Below are 26,349 nucleotides of genomic sequence, written 5' to 3' on the forward strand. Positions count from 1 at the left end.
TATATGAGATAACACCATGAAAAAATTAGGATTTATATTTACATTTATATTCCTGTTGAGCGCCTGTCATCCGCTCGATGCGAAACAGCAGCAGCAAGATTATATTTGTCAGAGTATGATTCAGGGCTATCTTAAAATGCAGCAACTGTATGATTTTCGACTCTGGCAGCGCGAGTCGCATACTCCCAACCAGATCCGCTATCAGTATCGTCCAGCCAGTGAGCATGGCATGCTGATCGGCACATTAAAAACCGAGCAATTGGTGTTTGAATGCAGCCAGAATCAAAATCTGTTTCGTATACAGCGCCCCAACGAACATGCATCCTTATTGCAGGTTCAGCTTCCAAGTGCCACACAATCATTCATCTGGCGTTGAAAATTGATCTTTTAGCTCATCGGCCAAAAAGTCGATGAACAAGCGGATGCGGTTTGGCAAGTGCTTTTGCTGATAGTACACCGCATGAATATGCTGAAGCTGCCGCTCAATTTGATCTTCAAACAATGCCACCAGTCGGCCTGCTTGTAGGTCTTGCCAGATCTCGAACTCAGATAAACGTGCAATGCCGTGGCCACTCAATGCCAGCTGACGGACAGTTTCACCACTGGAGGCAGTAATTTTAGGTTCAATCCTGTAATACTCCTCACCCACCTTGAGGGGCCATGTATTTAAATATACCGGACGGCTAAAGCCAATGGTCTGATGCGTATTCAGTTCATGTGAATGTCGGGGATGCCCATGTTCGGCCAGATATTCAGGACTGGCTACAATATAAAGCCGGCTTTTGCAGATCAGGCGTGCATGCAAACTGGAGTCATGCAATGCGCCAAAACGAATCGCAACATCTGTTTTGTGTTCAAGTAGATCAATCACCTGATCGTTGTTATTGAGTTCGATCTCGATGTTGGGATAGCGCTGCATGAATTTTTTCATTAAGGGTGCAATCACGTGCAGCACAAACGGTGTGGCCGAATCGACGCGAAGCTGTCCCGAGGTATCACTGTCCGATTTTAACAGTGCCTCTTCGGCATCTGACAGATCGGCCAAAATCGTCCGTGCCCGTACCAAAAATAAACTGCCCTCTTGGGTGAGTTTAATTTTACGCGTGGTTCGTTCTAGTAAGGTCACATTGAGTTTTTTTTCAAGCCGGTTAAGTGCACGGCTAATACCCGATGGCGTTTGATTGAGTTGCTCTGCAGCCGATACAATCGATCCGGCATCGACAATACGAATAAACGCAACTAGCTCTTCTAGGGTCGATTTCATATCTAGATCATGATTCTTGACAAATACTCAACGATATTTTGCGTATTGCAGTATTTTTTCGCAACAATTATCACCGCAGAATAATCATCATTGTTTTAAATTCTTGCTTGCAGTCCGCGGGCGTAAAAAATAGGTACGCATATGATTCTTCCTGCATTTGGTTTAGGTACGTTTCGTTTAAAAGATCAGGTGGTGGTGGATGCGGTGAAAACCGCCTTAGAGGTCGGTTATCGCGCCATCGATACAGCCCAGATTTATGACAACGAAGCCGAAGTAGGTCAAGCCATTCAAGCCAGCGGTGTGGCACGTGACCAGTTATTTTTAACCACTAAAATATGGGTCAGCAATCTGAACGAACAAGATTTAATCCCCAGCTTAAAAGACAGCTTGGTGAAACTCAAAACCGACGCTGTGAATTTAACCTTGGTGCATTGGCCTGCGCCACAAAAAAACATTGATCTGGTGGCTGTCATGCAGCTATTGATGCAGGCCAAACAGCAAGGCCTGACCCAGCATATCGGGATTTCAAATTTTAATATCGCACAAACGCAACTGGCAATCGATACGGTCGGTGCAGAGCACATTGCCACCAACCAGATCGAACTGAGTCCGTATCTGCAAAATACCAAACTGGTTGATATGCTCAAACAGCATGAGATTGACGTTACGTCCTACATGACACTGGCCTACGGCAAAGTCTTGCAAGATCCCGTACTCAAGGCCATTGCAGCCCAACATCAGGTCAGTACCGCTCAAATTGCACTGGCATGGGCGTTACAACGCGGTTTTGCCGTCATTCCGTCATCGACCCAGCGTGAACATCTGATTCAAAATCTGCAAGCACAGCAGATTCAGCTCAGTGCAGATGACATGCAACAGATAGCAGCGCTTGAGCGTAACGGTCGAGAGGTCAATCCGGCTGAACTTGCTCCTGAGTGGGACTGAGATTAGGCCATGAAACTGAACTTTCCTCTGCTCGCCTTGGCGATTGGCGCGTTTGCCATTGGAACCACCGAATTTTCACCAATGGGCTTATTGCCCAATATCGCCAGTGATTTACAGATCAGTATTCCAACAGCGGGAATGTTGATTACAGGATACGCCTTGGGCGTTATGCTCGGTGCACCGATCATGACGCTTTGGCTGGGACATGTGCCACGGCGCAAGGCGTTAATCTTACTGATGACACTGTTTACCGTGGGCAATATTTTAGCGGCACTGGCACCGAATTACTGGAGCCTGATGGCCGCACGCCTCATCACCAGTCTCAATCATGGCGCATTTTTCGGCATTGGTTCGGTGGTGGCGGCCAGTGTGGTTCCCGTACATAAACAGGCCAGTGCCGTGGCAGCCATGTTTATGGGCCTGACCATTGCCAATATCGGGGGAGTTCCTCTGGCCACATGGCTCGGTCAGACAATTGGCTGGCGAATGGCATTTTTAAGTATTTCGGGACTGGGGCTACTGACCATGATCTCGTTGTATCAAGCCTTGCCACAGGGGCAGTCGGGTCAACGTCCGAATATTCGAGCAGAACTAAAGGTGCTGACCCGGTTTCCCGTCTTGATGGCACTGCTGACCACGGTATTGGGCTCTGGTGCGATGTTTAGCCTCTACACCTATATTGCACCAAGTTTGCATCGCTTTAACGATGCAACACCGAGCTTTGTAACGCTGATGCTGGTTCTAATCGGGATTGGATTTTCGATTGGCAATCACTTGGGAGGCAGATTGGCGGATCGCGCTTTAAATGCAACGCTGATTGGTTTCTTATCGATGGTAATCGTGATGATGTTACTCTTTCCATGGTTGGCGCAAACACAACTGGGCGCAGCGATTGCCGTGATTCTCTGGGGTATTGCCACTTTTGGTCTGGTTCCTCCGGTCCAAATGCGCGTCATGAAAATTGCACACGAGGCGCCCGGGCTGGCATCATCGATTAATGTGGGTGCATTTAATTTAGGCAATGCACTGGGTGCCGCGGCAGGTGGCTGGGTCTTGAGTCAGCAGCTCGGTTATGCAGCCGTCTCCTACACCGGCGCTGGTTTAGCCGGATTAGGGTTACTGCTGGTACTGCTGCAAATGCGAGTGGCACAGACCGCGCATTCTCATGCCAAACCGTGCACCGACTAAATTTAAGCGTCCTCAGGGACGCTTTTTTATTGCTTTACTTTTATTGCTTTACTTTTATTGCTTTACTTTAACACGTCGGGTAAATAGACATTCGATACTGTGGACTGTGCCAGCTCTGTTTTCATTTTCATCAGCATTTGATAGGGCTGCTGCTCGACAAACATATTCACAAAACTCAGCGGAATACTTCCTGCAGGGTCGGCATAACCCGACGTGGTGACCTTTACTTTCTGCGCACCTAACTTTTGAAACGTCCAGTCTCCGACATAGTGATGTATGCGAATTCGGCCCGGCTGTTCGGGATATCCACCAGACAAGGCCATATTTCGAATCACGATACGGCCTGTCGCATCCTTACTCAAACTACTTTTCACCACCACATCACGATCTTTTAGCGGAAAAGGAAAATCGAGCACCATATACAGTACAAACTCGCCCTTCTTGTCGTCTCTCGACAAAATCTTGGTATCCCCCATATAAGGCACCCACTCTGGCGCACGAGCGACATCAAGCACCAAACTGACCGCCCGTTCAAGCGGCACATCATAGGTGGTTTCTGCCTTATATTGGATCACCGGATTGGCCTCTGAACGATAGGTCCAGACCTTGATATTGTTGCGAACAAGGCTCAGTTTTTCGTTGGCAGGCGCACTTTGGGCAGATGTGGCCAATGTGAGCAGCAAGGCCAAAAGCCATGATTTTTTTTTCATATTGTTCTCATTATTTATGCCATACCGAGCAAGTTCGAGCAGTATCATTGGGTTGCACCAAAGCCAATTGCTTGACGCGGCTCAACGACAGACTTTATAGGTGGCAGCGCCTTATGGGTATTCGGTCATTTTTTATTTTAAAGCCAAATCGCCTCAATGTGAGACGATTTGGTTTATTAAGAAGAATAAGAATGAAGCTTTATACGTCGATCTCGTTAAAACCCAGTACATCTTTCATGTCGTATTTGCGGGCATCTCGTCCGACCACCCATGCCGCAGCACGCACAGCACCCGATGCAAAATTCATACGGTTGGTGGCTTTGTGAGTGATCTCAACACGTTCACCTTCACCAATAAACATCGCGGTATGTTCACCGACGATATCGCCGCCACGGATGGTTTGAAAGCCAATACTTTGACGCTCACGCGCACCAGTATGCCCTTCACGACAATACACTGCATCGGTTTTCAAGTCACGGCCTAGGGTTTCTGCAATCGCCTCACCCATCATCAGTGCAGTGCCAGACGGCGCATCTACTTTATGACGATGATGTGCTTCAATAATCTCGATATCCACACTGTCGCCAAATACTTTAGAGGCAAGCTCAAGCAGTTTGATTGAAACGTTTACCCCTACAGAATAGTTTGCAGCATACACCACTGGAGTACGCGTTGCGGTCTCGTTCAAAAGTTGCTTCTGTTGTTCTGAAAAACCTGTCGTGCCAATCACCATGGCCACACCAGCCTCAGCACACAGTTGTAGATGCTGCTCGGTCGCAACAGGTGCAGTAAAATCAATCACCACATCGCAGTCTTTTAATACTTCAGACAGGCTACCCGCCACCTTGACCCCAATCGATCCGATTCCTGCCAGCTCACCTGCATCTGTACCGACCAAGCTGCTTTCTGGGCGCTCAACCGCCGCCGCCAACTGATAGCCAGCCTGTTGCACAGCCTGAATAAGAATGCGACCCATACGGCCACCCGCACCCAAAACACCAATGCGTGGAGATGCTGACATAATTTTAATCCTGAAAATAGATAATCAAACGTTGCAGCCTACTATATCAAAACTCAGGCAGTGCGCTAAAAAAATCGCCATAAAAAAACCTGCCGAAGCAGGTTTTTTTTCAGTATCACTTAATCGAACAAACGGTCGAGAAAGGATTTTTTCTTAGGTGAAGAACCGTGATCGTCTCCATCCAAGCTGGCTTGCAATTCTTTTAACAGTTCACGCTGACGGCTGGTCAAGTTTACTGGTGTTTCAACCACAATACGGCAAAGCAAATCACCGACCATGCTGCTACGCACTGGACGTACGCCTTTACCGCGCAAGCGGAACAGTTTGCCAGTTTGCGTGCCTTCTGGAATCTTTAAACTCACGCGGCCTTCAAGCGTTGGAATTTCAATCTCTTTACCCAATGCAGCATCTGCAATGCTGACCGGCACATCCATATATAGGTCTGCACCATCACGCTGGAAGATTTCATGCTCGCGCACCACTACTTCGACGTAAAGATCGCCAGACTGGCCATCACGTACCGCTTCGCCTTTACCGCTTAAGCGTACACGGTCGCCGTTGTCTACGCCAGCAGGAATGGTCACTTCCAAAGTTTGCTGACGGTCGGCAACGCCTGAACCATGACATGCATTACATGGATTTTTAATAATTTTACCTTGGCCACGACAGGTGCCACAGGTTTGCTGAACCGAGAAAAAGCCTTGCTGCATACGTACCTGACCCGAGCCATGACAGGTTCGGCAGGTTTCAACGTCATTCGGATTTTTCGAGCCTTTACCGTCACACACCTCACACGGTGCCGGTGCAGTAAAGGTAATGGTTTTCTTCACGCCACGAACCGCTTCTTCAAGCGTAAGTTCCATTACGTAGCGCAGGTCTGAGCCACGGCGTTGACGCTGTTGCTGACGACCACCGCCGCCACCGAAGGCACCACCAAAAATATCGCCAAACTGACTAAAAATGTCTTCTGCGCTAAATCCGCCGAAGCCACCACCGCCGCCGCCAAAACCGCCTTCAAATGCATTATGACCCATACGGTCGTACATGCTGCGCTTTTCAGCATCGGACAGTACTTCGTATGCTTCAGCAGCTTCTTTAAACTTTTCTTCTGCTTCGTGGTTATCGGGGTTACGGTCCGGGTGATACTTCATCGCCAACTTACGGTAGGCTTTTTTGATCTCATCATCACCTGCGGTTTTCGAAACGCCTAAAACCTCATAATAATCTCGTTTAGCCATGACTGGCGATGCTCCTCACGGAATTTATTTAATACCTGATTGCGATTAAATTGGGGGCGTGCGTCATGATTACAAGGGAGATTGCGAAAAAAAATAACGGTTTTAAAAAACCGCTTTCTTTTTTAAATACTTAGACATGCCTTTAATCAATGCATTGAGCAAATACAACCAGGCAATCGCAGCAAAAATCACACCGGCAATGGTCAACGCGGTAACCCAGAGTGCGCTGTTCCATGCAAAGAAAATCAGGGGAATAAACCAAAGCGAGGCAAATAAGGTCATGAGCAGAAATAGCACGGTACTGTGCATGATCCAGACGCCGTGCGCCTGAATCCAGACTTCTGCATTTTCAACCAGAGCAACTTTTCGAGCCAGAAAATAGGCAACCACTGCTAAAACCACACTTGCCAATGCAAGAAACATACAGACATAAGAAATCGTAATATAACGACGATGCTGTTTTAATTGATCTTGCCCCATTCGTATCCAACCTCGAATCCATTGCATTTTTAGGTTTCATTGCAATGAATGTATGCTCTGTTTTTTTGTGTTAACAATAAGGTGCTACTATATTTGACTTTTCACTATTTCGCACCTTTTATTCGCAAAAAATTATGACAAAGTTGGCGTTTTTTTAATCTTAAACCATGCTGCATACAGTGCTGGCAAGAAAAATAAAGTTAAAAAGGTCGCCACGATCAATCCCCCCATAATGGCAACCGCCATAGGACCAAAGAAAATACTGCGTGATAACGGAATCATGGCCAAGACCGCAGCCAGCGCCGTCAGTAAAATCGGTCGGAATCGGCGTACGGTCGCATCGATAATAGCCGTCCATGGATCATGCCCGGCTGCAATATCCTGCTCGATCTGATCAATCAAGATCAGTGAATTACGCATGATCATGCCTGAGAGCGCAATGGTGCCCAGCATGGCCACAAAACCAAAAGGTTTATTGAACAGCAATAAAAACAAGCTCACACCAATCAAGCCCAGCGGTGCAGTCAAAAACACCATCAGGGTTCGCGAGATACTTCGAAGCTGTAGCATCAGCAGCGTCAGCACTACGCCTAAAAATAGCGGCATGCCAGCATTGACCGATGCCTGACCTTTAGAAGACTCCTCGACCGCACCGCCGACATCGATTAAATAACCGCTCGGCAACTGACTGCGCAACTGATCAATCGAGCTTTGCAACTCAGACACCACCGTAGCAGGCTGTAAATCGGTGTGAACATCGGCACGAACCGTAATGGTGGGCAATCGATCTCGGTGCCAGATAATCCCATCTTCAAATGTGGCATTGATTTTGGCAATTTGCCCAAGCGGTACACTCTGACCGCTACTGGTCGGCACCGCCAGACTACCCAGTGAGGCCACATCGGCACGTTCATTCTGATCACCGCGTAAACGAATTTCGATCAGTTCGGTTTTTTCGCGATATTGATCAATCACGCTGCCTGTCAGCGAGCTATTTAAGAAGTTGGCCAAATCAGTATTGCTAATTCCCAATTGACGCGCGCGTTCCTGATCAATTTCAAGTTGAATGCGTTTACTCGGTTCACCCCAATCCAGATGTACGTTACTGGCATTCGGATTTTGACTTACCGTCTGTGCTACTTTTTGTGCCCAGTCACGTACCAGATCCTGATCTTCTCCCGAAACACGATACTGGATGGGATAGCCCACGGGTGGGCCATTTTCAAGTAACGACACTCGCGTTCTGGCGTATGGCAGTAACAATTTAATCTCTCGCTCAAGTGAATGGCGAATCTCATTGCGGTTTTCAAGTGACGAAGCCAGCACCACAAACTGGGCAAAACTGGCCTGTGGAAGCTGTTGATCGAGTGGTAGATAAAAGCGTGGTGACCCTGTACCGACATAGGCCACATAATTATCGATGCCCGATTGTTTCGCCAAAAACTGCTCGACTTTTTTTGCCGCCTGCTCGGTGGCGGTTAAAGACGCGCCTTCTTCTAATTTGATATCGACCAAAATTTCGGCGCGATTAGAGGGCGGAAAAAACTGCTGTGGCACTAATTTAAATAGCAAAACAGCCGCGACAAACAGTCCAACCGTCACCACGATCACGGTTTTCCGGTAGCTCACGCAGGTATCGACGGCATGACGAAAAGCCTGATAAAAACGCGTTTGATAGGGATCATGCCCATGATCATAAGGCACAGGCTGAGGTTCGGGCTGTTTGCGCAGTTTCGCCCAAAAACGCTGATACCACGGCGCGCGCTGTGGCGTATGGCTAAAATCGGGCAGCAGCTTTTCACCTAAGTACGGCACAAAGACCACCGCTGCAATCCATGACACCACCAGGGCAATGGTCACCACCTGAAAAATGGATCGGGTATATTCGCCAGTACTTGAACTGGCTGTAGCAATGGGTAAAAAGCCCGCGGCAGTAATCAGGGTACCTGTAAGCATTGGAAATGCGGTGGTTTTCCATGCGAAGCCCGCGGCCTTGAGCCGGCTGTAGCCCTGTTCCATTTTAATCGCCATCATCTCCACCGCAATGATGGCATCATCGACCAGTAGGCCCAGCGCCAAGATGAGCGCGCCTAGTGAAATTTTGTGCAGGCCCACATCAAACAGATGCATGCCTGCAAAGGTCATGGCCAAGACCAGTGGAATGGAAAACGCCACCACCAGTCCGGTTCGGAATCCTAAAGAGAAGAAACTGACCAACAGCACAATAATGACCGCTTCTGCCAGTACCTGAATAAACTCTCGAATACTGTGCTGAACCGCCACTGGCTGATCTGAGACCTTGCTTAAAGTCATGCCCAAAGGTAAAGTTTTTTGCAAATGAGAAAAAGTCTGTTGCAGTTGCTTCCCCAAAGCAATGATGTCGCCGCCTTTACGCATCGATACCGCAATACCAATGCCATTGTCTCCCATAAAGCGCATCCGCGGCTGTGCCGGTTCACTAAAGCCACGATACACCTCGGCGACATCACTGAGTCGAATGGTTTTATCACCGACTAAAATCGGCAATTGCTTTAGATCTTCAACCGAACTCAGCTTCCCGGTCAGACGCACCTGCATCCGGTCGGAAGGAGTTTCAAAAAACCCGGCACTGACCATATTGTTTTGCTGCTGTAAGGCCTGCTGAATAGCACTGACGGGTACACCGAGCTGCGCCATTTTGGTATTGGACAGTTCAATCCAGATTTTTTGGTCTTGCAGGCCAATCAGTTCTACTTTGGCAACATCGGGTACGCGCTGTAGTTCAAGCTGCAAACGGTCGGCATAGGCTTTAAGAAGCGCATAATCAAAATCTTTTCCGGTCAAAACATAAATATTGCCAAAGGTATCGCCAAATTCATCGTTAAAAAAAGGCCCCTGCACACCAACGGGAAGCTCATGCTGAATATCGCTCACTTTTTTGCGCACGTTATACCAAATATCCGGGATATCGGCAGAGGTGTACGTGTCTTTGGCAAAGAAAGTGACCATCGACTCACCCGGACGCGAATATGATGAAATCCGGTCATATTGACCTGTGGTCATGAGTTCTTTTTCAATCCGGTCGGTGACTTGTTCTGCCACCTCTTTGGCCGTAGCTCCCGGCCAGTAGGTCTGCACCACCATCACTTTGAAAGTAAAAGGTGGATCTTCGCTTTGCGAAAGTTGGGTATACGAATACACCCCCACCGCCATCAAAAGCAGCATAAAATACAGCACCAAGGCTTTATTTTTCAGTGACCATTCAGACAGGTTAAAATTCATGATGCAGCCCTCGCTTGAAGGTTGACAGCGCGGTTATTTCGGTCGATCGGACGAATTTTTTGCTGCTCACGCAATAAATGTACACCGCCCACCACCACCCAATCGGATGGCTGAAGCCCTGACAGTATGCTGACCTGTTCACGGCCGTAGTCCCCTAAGCGAACCGGAACTTTCTTGAGCGTATGATTGGCTTGTACGACCCATACATAGGGCTGCTGGTGCGTCGCCGAGACACTACTGAGCGGAACACTCAATGAGGTCTGAGTCGGCTCACTCAAAAACACCCGCGCACTTTGCCCCAGTTGAATACTCGGTTGTGCCTGTGAAAATGCCACCTTGACACGAAAAGTTCGTGTTGCGTCAGCTGCGGGCGAAATTTCCCGAACATATGCCGGATAAACATTTTCCGAGCTTGACCACAAGCGCACACTGGCAGACTGACCAATTTTTAGCGTACTGATCAGTTGCTCGGGTACGCCAATCACCACTTCACGATCGCCATCGATCGCAAGCTGATAAACTGTCTGCCCAGCGCTTACCACCTGCCCAACCTCGATTTCTCGCGCAGTAATAACGCCTGCCTGAGTCGCCCGTAACTGGTTATAACGGGTTTGATTGGCTGCAACATCCAGATTCGAACGGGCCTGCTTTAAACTTGCTTGTGCCGCGGTATATTGATTTTTAATTGCATCAAACTGGGAACGACTCACCGCATTAATCGGCAGTAACTGTTGGTAGCGCTTTAGTTCGTCGCTGGCAACCTGTGCCGCCGCACTGGCATTATCAAATTGTGCCTGTGCTGCATTGAGCTGTAATTGCGCATCCTTGACATCGAGTTTGGCCAGTACTTGGCCAGCACGAACACGATCCCCCACATCCACATCACGTTCGGTAATCTGACCCGCAACCCGAAACGACAACGCCGTTTGCTGGCGGGCTTCAACTTGCCCCGCATAACTGTGTTGTGCTTGTGCGCTGCTGCTCGGTTTAGTCACCATCACCAAGGGAATGTCTTGATTGACTGTTTTTTCTTTCTGACACCCCAACAACGTGATACTGCATAAAATGATCAAGCCCGAAAGGCCAATGTGTGCTCTGTTCATGATCCCAGTACTCTTTTCAAATTTATTTTTAAGGCACAATATGCGATTATCTTAAATTGTTTATTTTTTAATTAATATACCCACAAGTACATTAATTAAAAAATAAACGTTATTGCTTTGTTTTTCAAAAATTTTATTGAGGTTTAATGTGCAAAATTCTGGAAGACCAAAAGATCTTGAGAAACGACAACGTATTCTGGAAGCAGCAAAAAATATCTTTTTAAAACAGGGTTATCATCATGCCGGTATGAATCAGATTGCACAGATGGCAGGTGTGACTAAATTGACGGTCTATAATCATTTTCAAGATAAAGCCAATCTGTTTGTCTGCGCCATTGAAGAAAGCTGTGAAACCTACATTTCTGCCGACACATTTCAGTTACAGCCCCAATCCGATTTCAAGCAACAACTGGCGAGTATTAGCCGGTGTGCACTCCACACCATTTATTTACCCGAAGCACTCAAGCTTGATCATGTGCTGTATGAACTTGCGGCAGAAAAAAGCCCATTGGTAAGACAGTTTTTTGCAGCATCACATCAAAAACTCTGCAACATGCTGACTCACTTTTTTGAGCAAGCCAGCAAACTCGGATTGATTCAAGCCGATGACCCACTGCGCCAGACCGAATTGATCTTGTCGTTATTACTGGGTTTACGTCATCAAAATGTCTTGCTTGGCATAGAATTGCCTCCTACACCTGATGAGCTTGAGCTCAGCATTCAATATGCTATCGAGATTTTCATGCTCAAATACAGCCCTTAAATGCTGGCGATCTGGTCAATTGATTTTGTTTTTCTACATCACGAAACATTTGCGTAGCAACGCACCTTTTTTGCTTAATACACGGTAAAAAATGCATTTTTTTTCATGTAACGACTTGGAATGTTTGCTAATCGGCGTATATTCAGGTGGTTGAAAGTGAATATAGTAGAAGAACAGGAGAACTAGAATGATTCAACAAATTGATGCTCCACTGCGTGAGGATGTACGCTTACTGGGAAATTTACTGGGCGAAACACTCAAACAACACGCAGGACAAGATTTGTTTAATCAGATTGAACAAATTCGTGCACTCGCCAAAGGTGCACGTGACGGTCAAGCGAAAGTTGAAAAGCAATTAGAAAAGTTATTTTTAAATTTAAAGGACGAGGAAATCTTACCGCTGACCCGCGCGTTTTCCTATTTTTTGAATTTTGCCAATATTGCAGAACAATACCATGTGGTTCGTAGCCGTCGTCAAAGCGAGTTTGATGCACATGCCCCTTCACCGAATCCACTAATTCGCCTGTTTGAGAAATTTCAGCACAACCACATCACCCCGCAACAACTGTTTGATCAGGTATGTGAGCTGAATATTGAACTGGTACTGACTGCGCATCCGACCGAAGTTAGCCGACGCACCCTGATTCAAAAGTATGACGATATCAATGACGCCCTGTCAAAACTCGATCAGCAAAAGCTGACCCCGCAAGAGCGTGAGCAAGTGCTCACCAACCTGAAGCATTTGATCTGTTCGGCATGGCAGACCGATGAAATTCGTCAAAACAAGCCAACGCCGCTCGATGAAGCCAAATGGGGTTTTACCACCATTGAACAAACCTTGTGGAACGCAGTACCTAAATTTGTTCGAGAACTAAATACACTGGTACATCAGCACTGCAACGCGACCTTACCACTTGATATTTCTCCAATTCGTTTTGCCTCATGGATGGGCGGCGACCGTGACGGCAATCCGAATGTCACACACACGGTCACGCAAGAAGTATTGTGGTTGTCCCGTTGGCAAGCGGCCGATCTGTATTTGCGTGATATCGAAAGTTTACGCTGGGAACTCTCGATTCAGGCCTGTTCTGAAGAATTAAGCCTTGCGCTGGGTCGTAGTCATCCCGAGCCATACCGTGAATACTTACGTACCACGCGTGAACGCCTGAAAGCTACACGTCACTGGTTGTCGCTACGCTTGCAAGGTCTAGATGGCGATGACAGTCAGATTATCCGCCACAAACAGGAATTACTTGAACCGTTGCTGTTGTGTCATCGTTCACTGATCGCCTGTAACTTACCGGAACTGGCCAATGGCAAGCTGCTTGATTTTATTTACCGCGTAAACTGCTTTGGTATCGAACTGCTTAAACTGGATATTCGTCAGGAATCGGGGCGCCATCGTCAGGCAATTTCCGCCATTACCGAATATTTAGGCTTGGGTAATTTCGAATCTTGGACTGAGCAAGCCCGTCAAAACTTTCTGATTCAGGAATTGCAAAGCAAACGCCCGCTTCTGCCTAAATATCTTAAAGAACCAGAAGGCAGCCTGATTGAACATCCAGATGTCAAAGAAGTGTTTGCCACCATGCGTACACTGGCCGAGCAGCCGCCAGAAAGTTTGGGTGCATATATTATTTCCATGGCCGAATATCCAAGCGATGTCCTGGCCGTTTTGCTTCTGCAAAAAGAAGCTGGTATTTTGCATCCGCTTCGTGTGGTACCACTGTTTGAAACCTTAAAAGATCTAGACGGCGCAGCCAAGACCATGGAAACACTGTTTAACATGGACTGGTACAAGCAGCACATTCAGGGCAAACATGAAGTCATGATCGGTTACTCCGACTCTGCCAAGGACGCAGGCTTTATGTCGGCCAACTGGGCACAGTATCGTGCGCAGGAAGAACTGACGGCGGTGGCCAAGGCGCACAATGTACAGCTCACCTTATTTCATGGTCGTGGCGGCTCAATTAGCCGTGGCGGGGCGCCAACACAGCAGGCCCTGTTTTCACAACCACCTGGCTCTATTTCTGGAGCCATTCGTGTGACTGAACAGGGTGAGATGATCCGCTTTAAATTTGGTTTAGAAGGCGTTGCGTTACAAAACCTTGAAGTGTATACCGCAGCAACCCTTGAAGCGACGTTACTGCCACCACCCGTACCGAAGGCAGAGTGGCGTGAGCTGATGCATCAGATGACGGACATTTCAGTTCGCGTATATCGCGAAACCGTGCGTGAAAATCCTCATTTTGTACAGTACCTGAGAACCGTGACGCCTGAGCTTGAACTGCAAATGTTGCCATTGGGTTCACGACCGGCCAAACGTAAAGTAAGCGGCGGAATCGAATCGTTACGTGCCATTCCTTGGGTATTTGCATGGACGCAAATTCGACTCATGTTGCCAGCTTGGCTCGGCACCGGTGCAGCCATTAATCAAGTGATCGATGAAAACAAAAAGCCGCTGCTCGATGAAATGCTGGCAGAATGGCCGTACTTCCAAACCCTGATCGATATGCTGGAGATGGTTCTCTCCAAAGCCGATGCCAATGTCGCGTTGTATTACGAATCACATCTTACTCATGATGATGAGCTTAAGGTACTGGGCGAAATGCTGCGCGCACGTTTGAACGATGCCGTTCAGACCTTATTGACCATGAAAGGTGAATCGAAGCTGCTCAGTAAAAATGATGTACTGGATCAAGCTATGCAGGTACGTAAACCCTACCTGTTGCCATTGCATTTACTTCAGGCAGAACTGATGAAACGGCGTCGTGAATACACGGCAAAAACCAACGCCGATCATACACCTGTCGATCACGCACTGATGGTGAGTATCGCAGGAATTGCAGCGGGTCTGCGTAATACAGGCTAATCGCTGAAATATATTCATTATCGGCGGTGAGTACAGGCTTGCCGCCGATTCATTCATATGAAAAAAACGTTTTTTTAACAATGGTTCAACTTTTTATAATGTATAGTTTAAGTAAATCAATACCTTGATTTCATACTAAATTATCTTTACCGTTTGGTAAATAATAAAAATAAATCTATGATTTTGAACACATAAGGTCATCAACGAGTAATTATAACTCATCGCCAGACAGGGTATGATGTGCTCCAATTGGATTATTTGAGCCTATTTTATGTCCAGCTGGTTTCCAAAATGGAAGGCGTACAGCGGTCAGATCGATCATCGACCAGTCGCAACCAACGAATATCTCCCTCCTGTTCAAAGCGCGGTACTGGGCATCCAGCATGCATTCGCCATGTTTGGTGCGACGGTGCTAGCTCCCCTTTTGATGGGATTCGATCCAAATCTGGCCATTTTAATGTCTGGTATTTGTACCATTTTATTTTTTCTGATGACCGGCGGCCGGGTGCCGAGCTATCTCGGTTCAAGCTTTGCCTTTATTGGGGTCGTGGCGGCGGCTACGGGTCATGTGACAGGTTCGGGCGCCAATGCCAATTTATCGGTTGCACTGGGCGGTATTGTCGCCTGTGGTGTGGTCTATGCTGCAATTGGCTTTTTGGTCATGCTGACTGGTACGCGCTGGATTGAAAAACTCATGCCACCTGTAGTGACTGGTGCCGTGGTGATGATTATCGGCCTGAATTTAGCACCCGTTACCGTCAAGGCAGTTGCCGGGCATCCCTTTGATATGTGGATGGCACTGATTACCGTACTGTGTATGGGAACCATTGCTGTGTTTACTCGGGGGCTATTACAGCGTTTACTGCTCTTGATTGGACTACTGATGTCTTACCTGATCTATGCCATCGTGACCAACGGACTGGGCTTGGGTAAGGCCATTGATTTTGGTCAAATTGCCACGGCGGCATGGTTTGGTCTACCGAGTTTTAGCGCTCCCACCTTTCAAACCAATGCCATGCTGATTATTGCGCCAGTGGCACTGATTTTGGTGGCCGAAAATCTGGGACATATTAAAGCTGTCGGTGCCATGACCGGTGAAAACCTGACGCCACATTTAGGCAAGGCTTTTGTGGCAGACGGAATTGCGACCAGTCTTTCTGGCAGTGTGGGCGCACCCGGCATGACCACCTATGGCGAAAATATCGGTGTCATGGCGGTTACACGCGTGTACTCGACCATCGTCTTTGTGATTGCGGGTGTATTTGCCATGTTTTTAGGGCTGTCACCCAAATTTGGTGCCGTGATCAGTACGATTCCGACCGCCGTTCTGACCGGTGCATCGATTGTGGTATTTGGCTTAATTACCATTGCCGGTGCCAAAATCTGGATTGAAAACAAGGTCAATTTTGGCAACAACAAAAATTTGATTGTGGCCGCGGTAACCATTATTTTAGGTGCCGGTAATTTTGAACTCACCTTTGGCAGTTTTAATCTGGGCGGTATTGGTACGGCGACATTTGCCGCCATCTTGCTGAATTTATTTTTTAGTCTGAAAGACAAAAGTTAAAGCATCTAGATACGATCAGCAGCCTTAGGGCTGCTTTTTTTATGCCTTTACGCTGCGAGCATGCATCATTTTCAGTATGATAAGCTGGCTCACTCAAGGATTGAACGTTGCCATGCGCTACGATTTTGTTGACCTTCGCTTGTTTTTACATGTCGTCGATACAGGCAGCCTGACTCACGGTGCTGAGCGGGCAGCGCTCTCCTTGCAAGCTGCCAGCGAACGTATTCGTAAATTAGAACACTATTTCGGTAGTGCCCTGTTTACGCGGCATCGGACTGGTGTCGAACTGACTCCTGCGGGGCAACGCGTTTTAGATCATGCCCGTGTGCTGTTGCAGCAGGCGCAATTGTTAGAACAAGACATGAACCGCTTTCGCGCTGAACCCCAGCAACGACTTCACTTATGGTGTAACTCATCGGCACAAAGTGAATATCTGCCGACATTACTGCCAATGTTTTTGCTCAAGCACCCTACGATCAGTATTGAATTGCACGAGGCAGAAAGCTCTGAGATTATTCAGGCACTCGAACAGGGACGCGCACAATTGGGGCTGGTTTCAAGCTTCTCCCAGACTGAATATTTACAAACTCAAGATTTTGTCCATGATCCTTTGGTGTTGATATGCCCAGCTACGCATCAGTTTACTCGCCAGCATCCGCTCAATTTACCGGCGGTGTTTAGCGAGAGTATGATCGGATTAAGTACGCATCACTCCTTACAGCGTTCAATCGATATTCAGGCACGTGCGCTTGGTATTCACATCGATTACCGTTTACGCCTACCAAATTTTACTGCCATTGCCGAAGTGGTGGCCGCAGGTGCGGGTGTGGCGATTATGCCAGCGCGTGCAGCAAGCCGTTTAAAAGAGAGCCACGCCTTGGCCCTGTTGCCACTGAGCGGTGCATGGGCCAATCGGAAATTACTCATTGTGGCACGCGACTTTAGCCAGCTCTCGACGATGTATCGTGACTTTACCGATTTTTTATTGACGCATCGGCCCGCAGCTCCCAAGCTGCAATTATGTTAAAGGCGAACCCAGCATATACAGCCCCAGCAGCATCAGCCCCACAAAAAACAGTCGACGGAATTTTTCTTCGGCAATTTTGTAGCGGATTTTTTGTCCCCACCACATACCCAGCAATGCAGGCAATACCGCAAGCCATGCCAGTCGATAATCCACGACACTGGAGGCACCGGTATAGAGATATAAATAAATCGCCAGACAAACGGTAGAAAAGGTAAATACCAATCCAAGCGACTGCACCAGTTCATCACGCTTTAACCGAAGCGACTGCAGGTATGGCACAGCGGGAATAATAATCACTCCGGTAGAGACAATTAGCGCACCGCCGATATATCCCACAATCGGTGACAGCCAACCCGCATGGCGCGAAAGATCGGGAAGTTGTTTGACAAAGAGTCCAAATCCTCCATAGGCAATTAACATACCACCCAACAGCATTTCACTGGTTTTTCCAGAGGATGCGCTTAAAGTAGGTAAAAAGCTCCAGCACGTCCCGAGTACAATACCCAACAATAACGACCAAAAACGCTGAATCAGTGCCCAGACTTTACCTTCGGCAAAGAGTTGCCATATGTTGGTGATCATGGAGGGAACGATTAAGAGTGCCGCGGCCTGAAACGGCGAAATCACCATGCTCATTAGGCCCATGGCGACGGTCGGCAAGCCAAGCCCCAACGTGCCCTTGACCAGCCCCGCAAAGATAAAAACCGCAATCACCAGTAACAGCATGTCCATCGTTTCATTTCCTCCCTAATATATGAATCATGCTAATTCAATACGGGTGGCATCACGATGCTTGATTTTGGAAGTGAGCCTCAAGCAAAGATTGAGGCTCTAAAACAGAGGTGAGCAGCAGATGGAGTTAGTGCAATTTAAGCTGTGGTGAAGAACCTTTTGAGAGCAAGTCTTTGATGATCATTAAACTGGTCTTGAATACCCCATGCAAAGCCACCTGATGAAAGCGGTACAACGAGATATACATCATTCGGGCAAACAGACCATCGACATTAATATTGCCCAAGATATTGCCCACAGTACTCTGATCGCTCAACGACACCAAGGAGCCTTTGTCTTTAAACTCAAAGCTACCCAGTGGTTTACCTTCTAAACGCAGCGCCATGGCTTTGGCTAAAAAGATGGCTTGCTGATTGGCCACCTGTGCACGCGGCGGAACTGGGCGCTCTGCACCTGCGGGAATGTAACAGGCACAATCTCCCATGGCAAAAATGTCTTTATCGAGTGAGCTTTGCAAGCTGGCATTGACCACCAGTTGATTAATTCGGTTGGTTTCCAGACCACCAATTCCTTGCAGAAAGTCGGGCGCTTTGATGCCGGCAGACCAGACTTTTAAGGTGGCAGGAATCTCGATTTCATCTTCGCAGTAGACCGTATGTGCATCAATCTCGACCACTCGACAATTTTTGATCACCTGCACACCAATCTCACGCAGTGTGGCTTCGGCGTCGTGTGATACCCGTTTGGGTAAGGCAGGCAAAACGCGAGGTGCCGCTTCGATTAGGCTGATTTTGACATCTTTAGGGTCGATACTGTTTAGGCCATATTTGGAAAACTGATTGGCTGCATGGTGTAATTCTGCTGCCAGTTCTACGCCAGTTGCGCCCGCCCCAATAATTGCAATATTGAGCTGCTTGTGATGATGTTGTACCAGATTTTTAGCCTGCGCCTCTAAATATAAACTTAAAAATTCGCGCTGAAAACGATCGGCTTGAGGTCGGGAATCGAGAAAAATACAGTGCTCTTTGGCACCCACAGTGCCAAAATCATTGGAAGTCGAACCAATGGCAACCACAAGGGTGTCGTAGGCAATACTGCGTTCTGGCGCAACTTCTTTACCGTCTTCATCTTGAAGCGCTGCCAATAAAATCGTTTTGTCTTTACGGTCAATATCAATCATGCGCCCCAGAAAAAACTCAAAGTGATGCTGGCTGGCATGGGCAAAGTAATTTAACTCGTCTTCGTAAGAATTGAGTGTGCCGGCCGCAACTTCATGCAGCAAGGGTTTCCAGATATGCGTGAGGGCAGCATCAACCAAAATAATCTCGGCTTTATTCCTTTTTCCCAGCTGGTTACCCAAACGCGTGGCCAGCTCCAATCCTCCTGCACCGCCGCCAACAATGACGATTCGATGTTGTTTTTCGGCATACTTGTTTTGAGTCGACATAACGTCCTCCAATTTTCTTATGCATGACGACCCATCAGCAGCCATGCATAAGAAAATTGCAAGCTATTATAAACATGAATAATTTGAATAAAAAATAAACTTTTACAGCGGCTGTGTAGTTTTAGGTAATCAATCTGTTTGTGCTGGTCTCATTCAATGCGACATGCTTAAAAAGCGCATCACGATTCATTTTTTTGATGCGCCAGATGATTGGGCGAATGATACAACCGCGTCGTGTTTGTACTGCTGCTCCAGTACATGACTAAAGATACTTTCAATCAGCCAGACACGATACAAGCTGTTAAACACATATTGCTGTCCATCAATTCGTAAGGCCAGCACCGGAAAATCGGGTTGATGGTGTGCAATACAGGCCTGATCATTGTGGTTTAAGCGCTGCAATACTTCATCTTCTGGCAATAAGCTGTCAATACGCAACTGCTGGCGCAAGGCTTCAAAGTGTGCCTTAAAAGACAGGTCGCGTCCTTTGGTCCAGACTGCTTCTAAAATACAATGAATGGTCTCGATCTGCTGCTCTTCGGGCACACTATAATACAGCTGGGCCATATTGTGCGTTGCAGCCTCTGTCGGACGGCAAAACGGCGTGAATGCCACTTCAGTCCGTTTAGATAAACGAGTGGCCAGACTCCAGTCAAACCAGTCACGCCCCTGATACGGCAGTGGATACACATTGAGCTTGATGTCGTAGTAATTGGCCAATTCTTCACGAATATAAGCCAGTAATAACCAACTGATCGGATCTTCAAGCGCAATAAACAGATCTAGCTCGGGTTTGAGTGCCTGAATCTGAGCCAATTCTTCAGCATCATTGATCAGATGCTCACGCCATTCAATGTGATTGATCAGAAAAAGCGGTGCACCGGTCAAAAGTTTTTGCTGACGCAAACGACGGGCCAGTCGGAGTAAATCATCTACTGCGTGGTAGTTACGGCCACCAAATTCAAAGAAACTTGCTGCCACTGGTACATCTTTAAAAATTCGTTCTGGAAAGTTTTGCGGGCTATGCTGCTGACTGGCCATGGTATATAAGGTTCGTAGCTTGCCATATTGCTGCTGCCACAGCATATGAAATACATCTTCAAGCAAGTACAAAAAATCTTTACCAGTCAGCGGGGTATTGCGCAAAATTACTTCGGCTTGTTGCAAAGATTCAGGTGTAGGAAGTTCTGGTGTTTCATCAAAGCTAAAACGATGCTGCCGAGCCAAAATTTTGGCGTCGTTCAAACAATAATTTTGCCAGTCGGCATGCGACATACTATTTGGCGGCGCGGCGGCTTCGCGCGAAATAATGACTTTGAGCGGCTTAAGTTCGTCGCTTAAAATATCATCAAGATGATTCAGCTGTTGTACGGCAAGATAACTGTAGACATCGTCTAGACGCAGATAAATCTGCAATCCTTGATCGGTTGGTAAAACCGCCTGACGCGAAGGTTTTTGATAAAACCAACTCGACCGAATCGGATCAAACCAACGTCTTAACAGTGACATGTATAGCGCCTCGAACAATAAACCCCTGTAATCATACAAGGGTTTATAACAATTTAGGGACAATATGATCAATTATAGATCAAGATTTAGATCGGTAACTGCACCTTTGTCCGCACCCACTGCAAGTTTTGCAAATTTCGCCAAAGCCCCGCTGGTATATTTCGGTCGTGGCTTTTGCCATTGTGCACGACGTGAGTCCATCTCATCGTTAGAGATATGTAAGGTGATCTCACGTGTTTCTGCATTGATGGAGATTTTATCACCATTTTTAACCAAACCAATAGGCCCGCCGTCATAGGCTTCAGGCGTGACATGACCAATGACAAAGCCATGACTTCCACCAGAAAAACGACCATCGGTTAACAGCGCCACCGACTGCCCTAGGCCTTTGCCAATGATGGCAGAGGTAGGTTTGAGCATTTCGCGCATGCCCGGGCCGCCTTTAGGACCTTCGCCACGAATTACCACCACTTCGCCTTCTTGAACCTCGCCTTCTAAAATACCGCGCATCGCGCCTTCTTCACCCTCAAACACGCGGGCCGGGCCTTCAAAATACAAACCTTCTTTACCGGTAATTTTGGCGACAGCACCGGTTGGTGACAAGTTACCTTTGAGCACCACCAAGTGTGAATCTTTTTTGATGGGCTGATCAAAAGGCAAAATAATGTCCTGACCCGCTGGATAATCTTCTACTTCGGCCAAGTTTTCGGCCAGTGTTTTACCCGTTACGGTTAGGCAGCTGCCATCTAACATACCCTGTTGTAGCATGCGTTTCATCAACGGCTGGATGCCACCAATTTTGATCAGCTCAGACATCAGGTATTTGCCTGACGGACGTAAATCGGCCACCACCGGCGTTTCTTTGCCAATACGAACAAAATCGTCTAAATCCAAATGCACACCTGCGCTATGTGCCATTGCAATCAAATGCAATACTGCGTTGGTCGATCCGCCCAGTGCAATCACCACCTTAATCGAGTTTTCAAAGGCAGCTTTGGTCATGATGTCGCGCGGACGAATATTGAGGCGTAGCAGATTCATCACCGCCTCGCCAGCACGATGACAGTCCTGACGTTTATCTTCTGAAATGGCATCTTGTGCTGAAGAACCCGGTAAACTCATACCCAAAGCTTCAATGGCAGAGGCCATCGTGTTGGCAGTGTACATACCGCCACACGAGCCAGGACCAGGCAGCGCCACTTCTTCGATGTGCTTGACCTGAATGGCATTGATTTCGCCTTTGGCGTACTGTCCCACCGCTTCAAACACCGAAATCATGTCGGTATGCCCCTGACCCGGTTGAATGGTACCACCATAAATAAACAGGCCAGGACGGTTTAAGCGCGCCAGTCCCATAATACAGCCCGGCATGTTTTTGTCGCAGCCACCAATGGCAATCACCCCGTCATAGCCCTGACAACCAATCACAGCCTCAATCGAGTCGGCAATGATCTCACGCGATACCAAGGAATATTTCATGCCTTCGGTTCCGTTTGAAATACCGTCGGAAATGGTAATGGTATTAAAAATAATACCTTTGCCGTTGGCTTGGTTTACCCCTTGCTCAACTTCACGTGCCAAGCCATCGATATGCATGTTGCACGGCGTAACATTGGCCCAAGTCGATGCGATGCCAATAAAGGGACGGGTAAAGTCGTCATCCTTAAATCCGACTGCACGCATCATCGAGCGTGCAGGTGCATTTTCGATCCCGTCATAAACCGGTGCCGAATGCTGGCGTATTTTGTCATTACTCATGCGTTTTTCTCCGTGGCTGAGGCAAGGTCCTGTCGCTACGCGGGTATCACCTCATTGGTGTTATGCTGTTTTTTTCGCCCGTCACTGAATACAATAACGAAAAAACGCTATTAAATCTTGTTACACACGGCAAAGTGAAATGAATAATTTTTTGGTAATTCATAATCTATTTTTATGACTTTGATTTTATTTTATAAATTTTTGTATGGCTGATAGGTTTTGAGTGCGGATCGTATCGAGAATAATGCGCTTTTTCGCGCTTAGCGGGGTTTTGGCTTATACTGGTGCACATGTTTATTTTGGAATGTCTGTGTGAAGATTATTTTTGCTGGCACCCCTGACTTTGCTGCATCTGCATTAGACGCTTTGCTGCAAACATCGCACGAAATTGTTGCTGTCTATACCCAGCCTGACCGTAAAGCAGGTCGCGGGCAAAAATTAACGCCCTCACCAGTCAAACAACTGGCCTTAACGCATCATTTGCCGGTGTATCAGCCCTTGCATTTCAAGTCTTCGACTGACGAGGGCAAAAGCGCCCAAGCCGAACTGGCCGCTTTAAATGCCGATGTGATGGTGGTTGCTGCCTATGGTTTGATTTTACCCCAAGTGGTGTTAGATACGCCAAAATACGGTTGTCTCAATATTCACGGCTCATTGTTGCCACGCTGGCGTGGAGCAGCTCCGATTCAGCGTGCGATTGCCGCAGGTGACCCTGAGACAGGCGTGACCATCATGAAAATGGCGGCAGGACTAGATACTGGCGATATGTTGCTAAAAACACACTGCCCTATTCTAGACACCGACACCTCTGCCCACTTATATGAAAAGCTGGCCGAACAAGGCGCAGAGGCCATTTGCACGGTGCTTGAATCTGAGCAGCAATTACAAAAACTACTGGCCGAGCGCGAAGTACAAAACGAAGAGCAGACCGTTTATGCCCACAAGCTGACCAAAACCGAAGCTCGAATTGACTGGACACAAGATGCCATTCAGATCGATCGAAATATCAGGGCATTTAACCCATGGCCTGTCGCGTTTATTCCACTCGATGATCAAAATAATCTTCGGGTGTGGGAATCGGCTGTTTCAACCCTGAGTGCAGCAGATACCCAAGCGGGGCAGATTATTGCCATCGATAAACAGGGCGTGCATGTGAGCTGTGGTGCAGGCGTGGTTTGTCTTAAAGCATTACAATGGCCAGGGGGCAAAGCATTAAATCCTGTACAGATTGCACAGACACAAAAACTTAATGTTGGGCAGGTACTTGCATGAAACAGTTTCCGCGTCCAAGTACAGACCTCAATTTACGTGCCCAAGTGGTCAGCACCCTACTCAAAGTGCAGCAAGGTCAGTCACTCTCGGGGATTTTGCATCAGCAGCTCAATGACATTCCGGATCGTGATCGCGCCTTGTTTCACGAACTGGTCTTGGGTACGTTGCGTCAGTGGTTTGCCTTAAAAGCCATTACCCTGCCCCTATTGACCAAACCCCTTAATAACGAAACGGTCGAAAGCTGTTTGTATCTGGGGCTATACCAAGTGCTGTGTACCCGTATTCCGGCACATGCTGCTATTTCTGAAACCGTCACAGCCACCAAGCAACTGGGCTTTCATGCCTTAAGCGGGATTGTGAATGCCATCTTACGACGTGCTACTCGTGAAACAGATACATTTCAAAGCCAGCTACAACAGGCACATGGCCTACCAAGCTGGTTGTACAAACGATTAAAAAGAGACTGGCCAGCACAACTCGATGATCTCTGCCAACAGCTTAAACACACCGCACCGCTGACCTTACGCATTAACCAGCGCCAGATCGGACGCCATGCTTATCTGCTCAAACTGCAAGCACAGTCGATACAAGCCAGAGCCTGTGCATGGTCGGATGTAGGTATTGTGATCGAGCAGTCAGTTCAAATCACCGAGCTGCCGGGCTATCAACAAGGTTGGTTTTCGGTACAAGATGAACATGCACAGCTATGCGCCAGTTTGTTGCACGATCTAGACCAGAAAATCGTGCTGGATGCTTGCGCGGCACCGGGCGGTAAAACGGCGCATCTGCTTGAGGCATTTAAACCTGAGCAGCTGATTGCGCTGGATCACGATGCCAAACGTTTACTGCGTGTCAGTGAAAATATTTCGCGCTTACAGTTAGATGCCTCAAGACTTGAGATTCTTGCCGCAGATGCCACCACATGGCAGGCGCCCGACGTATTAGATTGTATTGTACTGGACGCTCCTTGTTCGGCGATTGGTGTATTACGTCGCCATCCCGACATTCGCTTACTCAGACAATCGACCGATATTGCACAAACCGTGGCGTTGCAGCAGCAGATTTTGAAAAATCTATGGCCTCAACTGAAGGTCGGCGGAACGTTACTCTATATCACCTGCTCCATCCTCAAACCTGAAAATGAGCAACAAATGCAGGCCTTCTTTGCAGAACATGCCAACGCATCGGAGCTTAAAATCGAGGCCGACTGGGGGATTGAGCAAGCTTACGGACGCCAACTGCTACCGACCTTTGGACAAGGTGACGGATTTTATTACTGCCGCATCAAAAAAATCGCATAACGCGATTTTTTAGCTGGCGGTGTGATGTGTCTCAGATCCATTTAAACAACACCAGACTCACTGCCAGCACCGCCATGCCTGTAACCAGTCCATATACTGTTTCGTGACCTCGACCATAGCGCTGGGCAGTGGGTAAAAGCTCATCCAGTGCAAGATACACCATCACGCCTGCAATCAGTCCAAAAACGATACCAAACACCAGATCACCCATGTAGGGCACTAACAGGAAATAGCCGAGTGCGGCACCAACTGGCTCGGCAAGACCAGAGAGTAGACTGGCCAAGATCGCATAGGACTTTTTGTTGGTGGCCATGTATACCGGTACGGCAATCGCAATCCCTTCAGGAATATTATGAATTGCGATGGCGACTGCCAAAGGTGCACCAAGCATTGGACTGTCTAAGGTTGCAAAAAAAGTGGCCAGCCCCTCTGGAAAATTATGTGCCGTGATGGCCAGCATGGTCAATAATCCGGTCCGCTGCAATTGACGCCGATCAAGCTGCTGTGCTGTATTTTTTTCGACCAAATCATGTGGGTTAGGAACCCATCGATCCAGTAGCAATACCCCAACCACACCCGCCAAAAATGCAGCCGTTCCCCAAGCAAAGCCGATCTTGTCATCAAAGACTTGGCTAAACGCATGGATTGATTTATTCAGGATTTCTGTGAGTGAGATATAAATCATCGCACCAGCAGAAAAGGCCAGACCAAAAGAAAGCAGACGAAAGCTGGGCTGCTTGAAGAACAGCACAATTGCTCCCCCTATGAGGGTGGCGAGCCCTGCAAGTAAGGTCACACTAAATGCAATCAAAACCTCGGAGCTCAATAGTGCCGTCATATGCTATTGATCCTAAAACAAGAAAGCCATCATCTTAATTGATAATGACTTTC

21 protein-coding genes are annotated in these 26,349 nt (G+C 47.7%); 9 read left to right on the top strand and 12 right to left on the bottom strand.

Going from position 1 to position 26,349, the window contains the following annotated elements:
• Positions 1–16: 16 nt before the first annotated feature.
• The gene (locus QLG00_RS06605) at positions 17–376 is read left to right on the top strand and encodes a hypothetical protein (protein WP_025096039.1); all 360 of its coding nucleotides are present in this window, start codon (positions 17–19) and stop codon (positions 374–376) included.
• Here the strand turns inward: QLG00_RS06605 and QLG00_RS06610 are convergent.
• On the bottom strand, positions 359–1,264 hold the full coding sequence (locus tag QLG00_RS06610; protein WP_111812395.1) for a LysR family transcriptional regulator: 906 nt from the start codon (positions 1,262–1,264) through the stop codon (positions 359–361). The two genes, QLG00_RS06605 and QLG00_RS06610, sit on opposite strands and share 18 nt — an antisense overlap.
• Before the next feature lie 141 nt (positions 1,265–1,405).
• Between QLG00_RS06610 and dkgB the strand changes: the two genes are divergently transcribed.
• Both dkgB and QLG00_RS06620 read left to right on the top strand, forming a co-directional pair.
• The gene (dkgB, locus tag QLG00_RS06615) at positions 1,406–2,209 is read left to right on the top strand and encodes a 2,5-didehydrogluconate reductase DkgB (RefSeq protein WP_282470686.1); all 804 of its coding nucleotides are present in this window, start codon (positions 1,406–1,408) and stop codon (positions 2,207–2,209) included.
• Positions 2,210–2,218: 9 nt separating this feature from the next.
• On the top strand, positions 2,219–3,397 hold the full coding sequence (locus QLG00_RS06620) for an MFS transporter (RefSeq protein WP_004944623.1): 1,179 nt from the start codon (positions 2,219–2,221) through the stop codon (positions 3,395–3,397).
• 62 nt (positions 3,398–3,459) lie between these two features.
• Here the strand turns inward: QLG00_RS06620 and QLG00_RS06625 are convergent, their stop codons facing one another.
• The 6 genes from QLG00_RS06625 to QLG00_RS06650 form a co-directional block, all read right to left on the bottom strand.
• Positions 3,460–4,107: an START domain-containing protein gene (locus tag QLG00_RS06625; RefSeq protein ID WP_282470687.1), complete on the bottom strand. Its 648-nt coding sequence runs from the start codon at positions 4,105–4,107 to the stop codon at positions 3,460–3,462.
• 199 nt (positions 4,108–4,306) lie between these two features.
• Positions 4,307–5,128, bottom strand: coding sequence for a 4-hydroxy-tetrahydrodipicolinate reductase (gene dapB / locus QLG00_RS06630; RefSeq protein WP_004933588.1), 822 nt, complete (start codon positions 5,126–5,128; stop codon positions 4,307–4,309).
• Between the two features lie 119 nt (positions 5,129–5,247).
• Complete coding sequence (dnaJ, locus tag QLG00_RS06635) at positions 5,248–6,366, bottom strand: molecular chaperone DnaJ (protein ID WP_004944612.1); 1,119 nt, start codon at positions 6,364–6,366, stop codon at positions 5,248–5,250.
• A 102-nt stretch (positions 6,367–6,468) separates the two neighbouring features.
• Positions 6,469–6,846, bottom strand: coding sequence for a hypothetical protein (locus QLG00_RS06640; protein WP_004933584.1), 378 nt, complete (start codon positions 6,844–6,846; stop codon positions 6,469–6,471).
• A 132-nt stretch (positions 6,847–6,978) separates the two neighbouring features.
• Positions 6,979–10,107, bottom strand: coding sequence for an efflux RND transporter permease subunit (locus QLG00_RS06645; RefSeq protein ID WP_282470688.1), 3,129 nt, complete (start codon positions 10,105–10,107; stop codon positions 6,979–6,981).
• Positions 10,104–11,210 carry an efflux RND transporter periplasmic adaptor subunit gene (locus tag QLG00_RS06650; RefSeq protein ID WP_282470689.1) on the bottom strand — a complete coding sequence of 369 codons (1,107 nt, stop codon included), beginning with the start codon at positions 11,208–11,210 and terminating at the stop codon, positions 10,104–10,106. The genes QLG00_RS06645 and QLG00_RS06650 overlap by 4 nt, the downstream gene beginning before the upstream one ends.
• A gap of 148 nt (positions 11,211–11,358) precedes the next feature.
• Here QLG00_RS06650 and QLG00_RS06655 point away from each other — a divergent pair, with 148 nt between their 5' ends.
• The 4 genes from QLG00_RS06655 (at position 11,359) to QLG00_RS06670 (ending at position 17,439) form a co-directional block, all read left to right on the top strand.
• Positions 11,359–11,973 carry a TetR/AcrR family transcriptional regulator gene (locus QLG00_RS06655; RefSeq protein ID WP_282470690.1) on the top strand — a complete coding sequence of 205 codons (615 nt, stop codon included), beginning with the start codon at positions 11,359–11,361 and terminating at the stop codon, positions 11,971–11,973.
• Between the two features lie 187 nt (positions 11,974–12,160).
• Positions 12,161–14,845, top strand: coding sequence for a phosphoenolpyruvate carboxylase (gene ppc, locus QLG00_RS06660; protein ID WP_004933575.1), 2,685 nt, complete (start codon positions 12,161–12,163; stop codon positions 14,843–14,845).
• Between the two features lie 271 nt (positions 14,846–15,116).
• A complete protein-coding gene (locus QLG00_RS06665; RefSeq protein ID WP_004933573.1) occupies positions 15,117–16,412 on the top strand; it encodes a solute carrier family 23 protein in 1,296 nt (431 codons plus the stop codon).
• Positions 16,413–16,524: 112 nt separating this feature from the next.
• A complete protein-coding gene (locus QLG00_RS06670) occupies positions 16,525–17,439 on the top strand; it encodes a LysR family transcriptional regulator (RefSeq protein WP_088458657.1) in 915 nt (304 codons plus the stop codon).
• Here QLG00_RS06670 and QLG00_RS06675 read toward each other — a convergent pair.
• The 4 genes from QLG00_RS06675 to ilvD all read right to left on the bottom strand — a co-directional run bounded on the left by QLG00_RS06675 (position 17,431) and on the right by ilvD (position 22,885).
• Positions 17,431–18,171, bottom strand: coding sequence for a sulfite exporter TauE/SafE family protein (locus tag QLG00_RS06675; protein ID WP_055415573.1), 741 nt, complete (start codon positions 18,169–18,171; stop codon positions 17,431–17,433). The two genes, QLG00_RS06670 and QLG00_RS06675, sit on opposite strands and share 9 nt — an antisense overlap.
• A 127-nt stretch (positions 18,172–18,298) precedes the next feature.
• Complete coding sequence (locus QLG00_RS06680) at positions 18,299–19,618, bottom strand: NAD(P)/FAD-dependent oxidoreductase (RefSeq protein ID WP_282470691.1); 1,320 nt, start codon at positions 19,616–19,618, stop codon at positions 18,299–18,301.
• 186 nt (positions 19,619–19,804) lie between these two features.
• Entirely contained in the window at positions 19,805–21,127 is a 1,323-nt protein-coding gene (locus tag QLG00_RS06685) for a hypothetical protein (protein WP_048765178.1), read from the bottom strand.
• Positions 21,128–21,199: 72 nt separating this feature from the next.
• A complete protein-coding gene (gene ilvD / locus QLG00_RS06690; RefSeq protein ID WP_111812401.1) occupies positions 21,200–22,885 on the bottom strand; it encodes a dihydroxy-acid dehydratase in 1,686 nt (561 codons plus the stop codon).
• Positions 22,886–23,197: 312 nt separating this feature from the next.
• On the opposite strand from ilvD, the gene fmt reads away from it, so the two are divergent.
• Both fmt and rsmB read left to right on the top strand, forming a co-directional pair.
• Positions 23,198–24,157, top strand: a complete 960-nt coding sequence (fmt, locus tag QLG00_RS06695) for a methionyl-tRNA formyltransferase (protein ID WP_048765176.1) — start codon at positions 23,198–23,200, stop codon at positions 24,155–24,157.
• Positions 24,154–25,458: a 16S rRNA (cytosine(967)-C(5))-methyltransferase RsmB gene (gene rsmB, locus QLG00_RS06700; protein ID WP_048765174.1), complete on the top strand. Its 1,305-nt coding sequence runs from the start codon at positions 24,154–24,156 to the stop codon at positions 25,456–25,458. The genes fmt and rsmB overlap by 4 nt, the downstream gene beginning before the upstream one ends.
• 31 nt (positions 25,459–25,489) lie before the next feature.
• Here rsmB and zupT read toward each other — a convergent pair whose 3' ends face one another.
• The gene (gene zupT / locus QLG00_RS06705; RefSeq protein ID WP_048765172.1) at positions 25,490–26,296 is read right to left on the bottom strand and encodes a zinc transporter ZupT; all 807 of its coding nucleotides are present in this window, start codon (positions 26,294–26,296) and stop codon (positions 25,490–25,492) included.
• Positions 26,297–26,349: the final 53 nt, after the last annotated feature.

The organism is Acinetobacter sp. V89_7, from assembly GCF_029967895.1.
GTDB classification, from domain to species: domain Bacteria; phylum Pseudomonadota; class Gammaproteobacteria; order Pseudomonadales; family Moraxellaceae; genus Acinetobacter; species Acinetobacter soli.

Bases quoted from the DNA above. Each gene is read 5' to 3' on its own strand.
- QLG00_RS06605 (WP_025096039.1), top strand. From the start codon at position 17: ATGAAAAAATTAGGATTTATATTTACATTTATATTCCTGTTGAGCGCC.
- QLG00_RS06610 (WP_111812395.1), bottom strand. From the start codon at position 1,264: ATGAAATCGACCCTAGAAGAGCTAGTTGCGTTTATTCGTATTGTCGAT.
- dkgB (WP_282470686.1), top strand. From the start codon at position 1,406: ATGATTCTTCCTGCATTTGGTTTAGGTACGTTTCGTTTAAAAGATCAG.
- QLG00_RS06620 (WP_004944623.1), top strand. From the start codon at position 2,219: ATGAAACTGAACTTTCCTCTGCTCGCCTTGGCGATTGGCGCGTTTGCC.
- QLG00_RS06625 (WP_282470687.1), bottom strand. From the start codon at position 4,107: ATGAAAAAAAAATCATGGCTTTTGGCCTTGCTGCTCACATTGGCCACA.
- dapB (WP_004933588.1), bottom strand. From the start codon at position 5,128: ATGTCAGCATCTCCACGCATTGGTGTTTTGGGTGCGGGTGGCCGTATG.
- dnaJ (WP_004944612.1), bottom strand. From the start codon at position 6,366: ATGGCTAAACGAGATTATTATGAGGTTTTAGGCGTTTCGAAAACCGCA.
- QLG00_RS06640 (WP_004933584.1), bottom strand. From the start codon at position 6,846: ATGGGGCAAGATCAATTAAAACAGCATCGTCGTTATATTACGATTTCT.
- QLG00_RS06645 (WP_282470688.1), bottom strand. From the start codon at position 10,107: ATGAATTTTAACCTGTCTGAATGGTCACTGAAAAATAAAGCCTTGGTG.
- QLG00_RS06650 (WP_282470689.1), bottom strand. From the start codon at position 11,210: ATGAACAGAGCACACATTGGCCTTTCGGGCTTGATCATTTTATGCAGT.
- ppc (WP_004933575.1), top strand. From the start codon at position 12,161: ATGATTCAACAAATTGATGCTCCACTGCGTGAGGATGTACGCTTACTG.
- QLG00_RS06665 (WP_004933573.1), top strand. From the start codon at position 15,117: ATGTCCAGCTGGTTTCCAAAATGGAAGGCGTACAGCGGTCAGATCGAT.
- QLG00_RS06670 (WP_088458657.1), top strand. From the start codon at position 16,525: ATGCGCTACGATTTTGTTGACCTTCGCTTGTTTTTACATGTCGTCGAT.
- QLG00_RS06675 (WP_055415573.1), bottom strand. From the start codon at position 18,171: ATGGACATGCTGTTACTGGTGATTGCGGTTTTTATCTTTGCGGGGCTG.
- QLG00_RS06680 (WP_282470691.1), bottom strand. From the start codon at position 19,618: ATGTCGACTCAAAACAAGTATGCCGAAAAACAACATCGAATCGTCATT.
- QLG00_RS06685 (WP_048765178.1), bottom strand. From the start codon at position 21,127: ATGTCACTGTTAAGACGTTGGTTTGATCCGATTCGGTCGAGTTGGTTT.
- ilvD (WP_111812401.1), bottom strand. From the start codon at position 22,885: ATGAGTAATGACAAAATACGCCAGCATTCGGCACCGGTTTATGACGGG.
- rsmB (WP_048765174.1), top strand. From the start codon at position 24,154: ATGAAACAGTTTCCGCGTCCAAGTACAGACCTCAATTTACGTGCCCAA.
- zupT (WP_048765172.1), bottom strand. From the start codon at position 26,296: ATGACGGCACTATTGAGCTCCGAGGTTTTGATTGCATTTAGTGTGACC.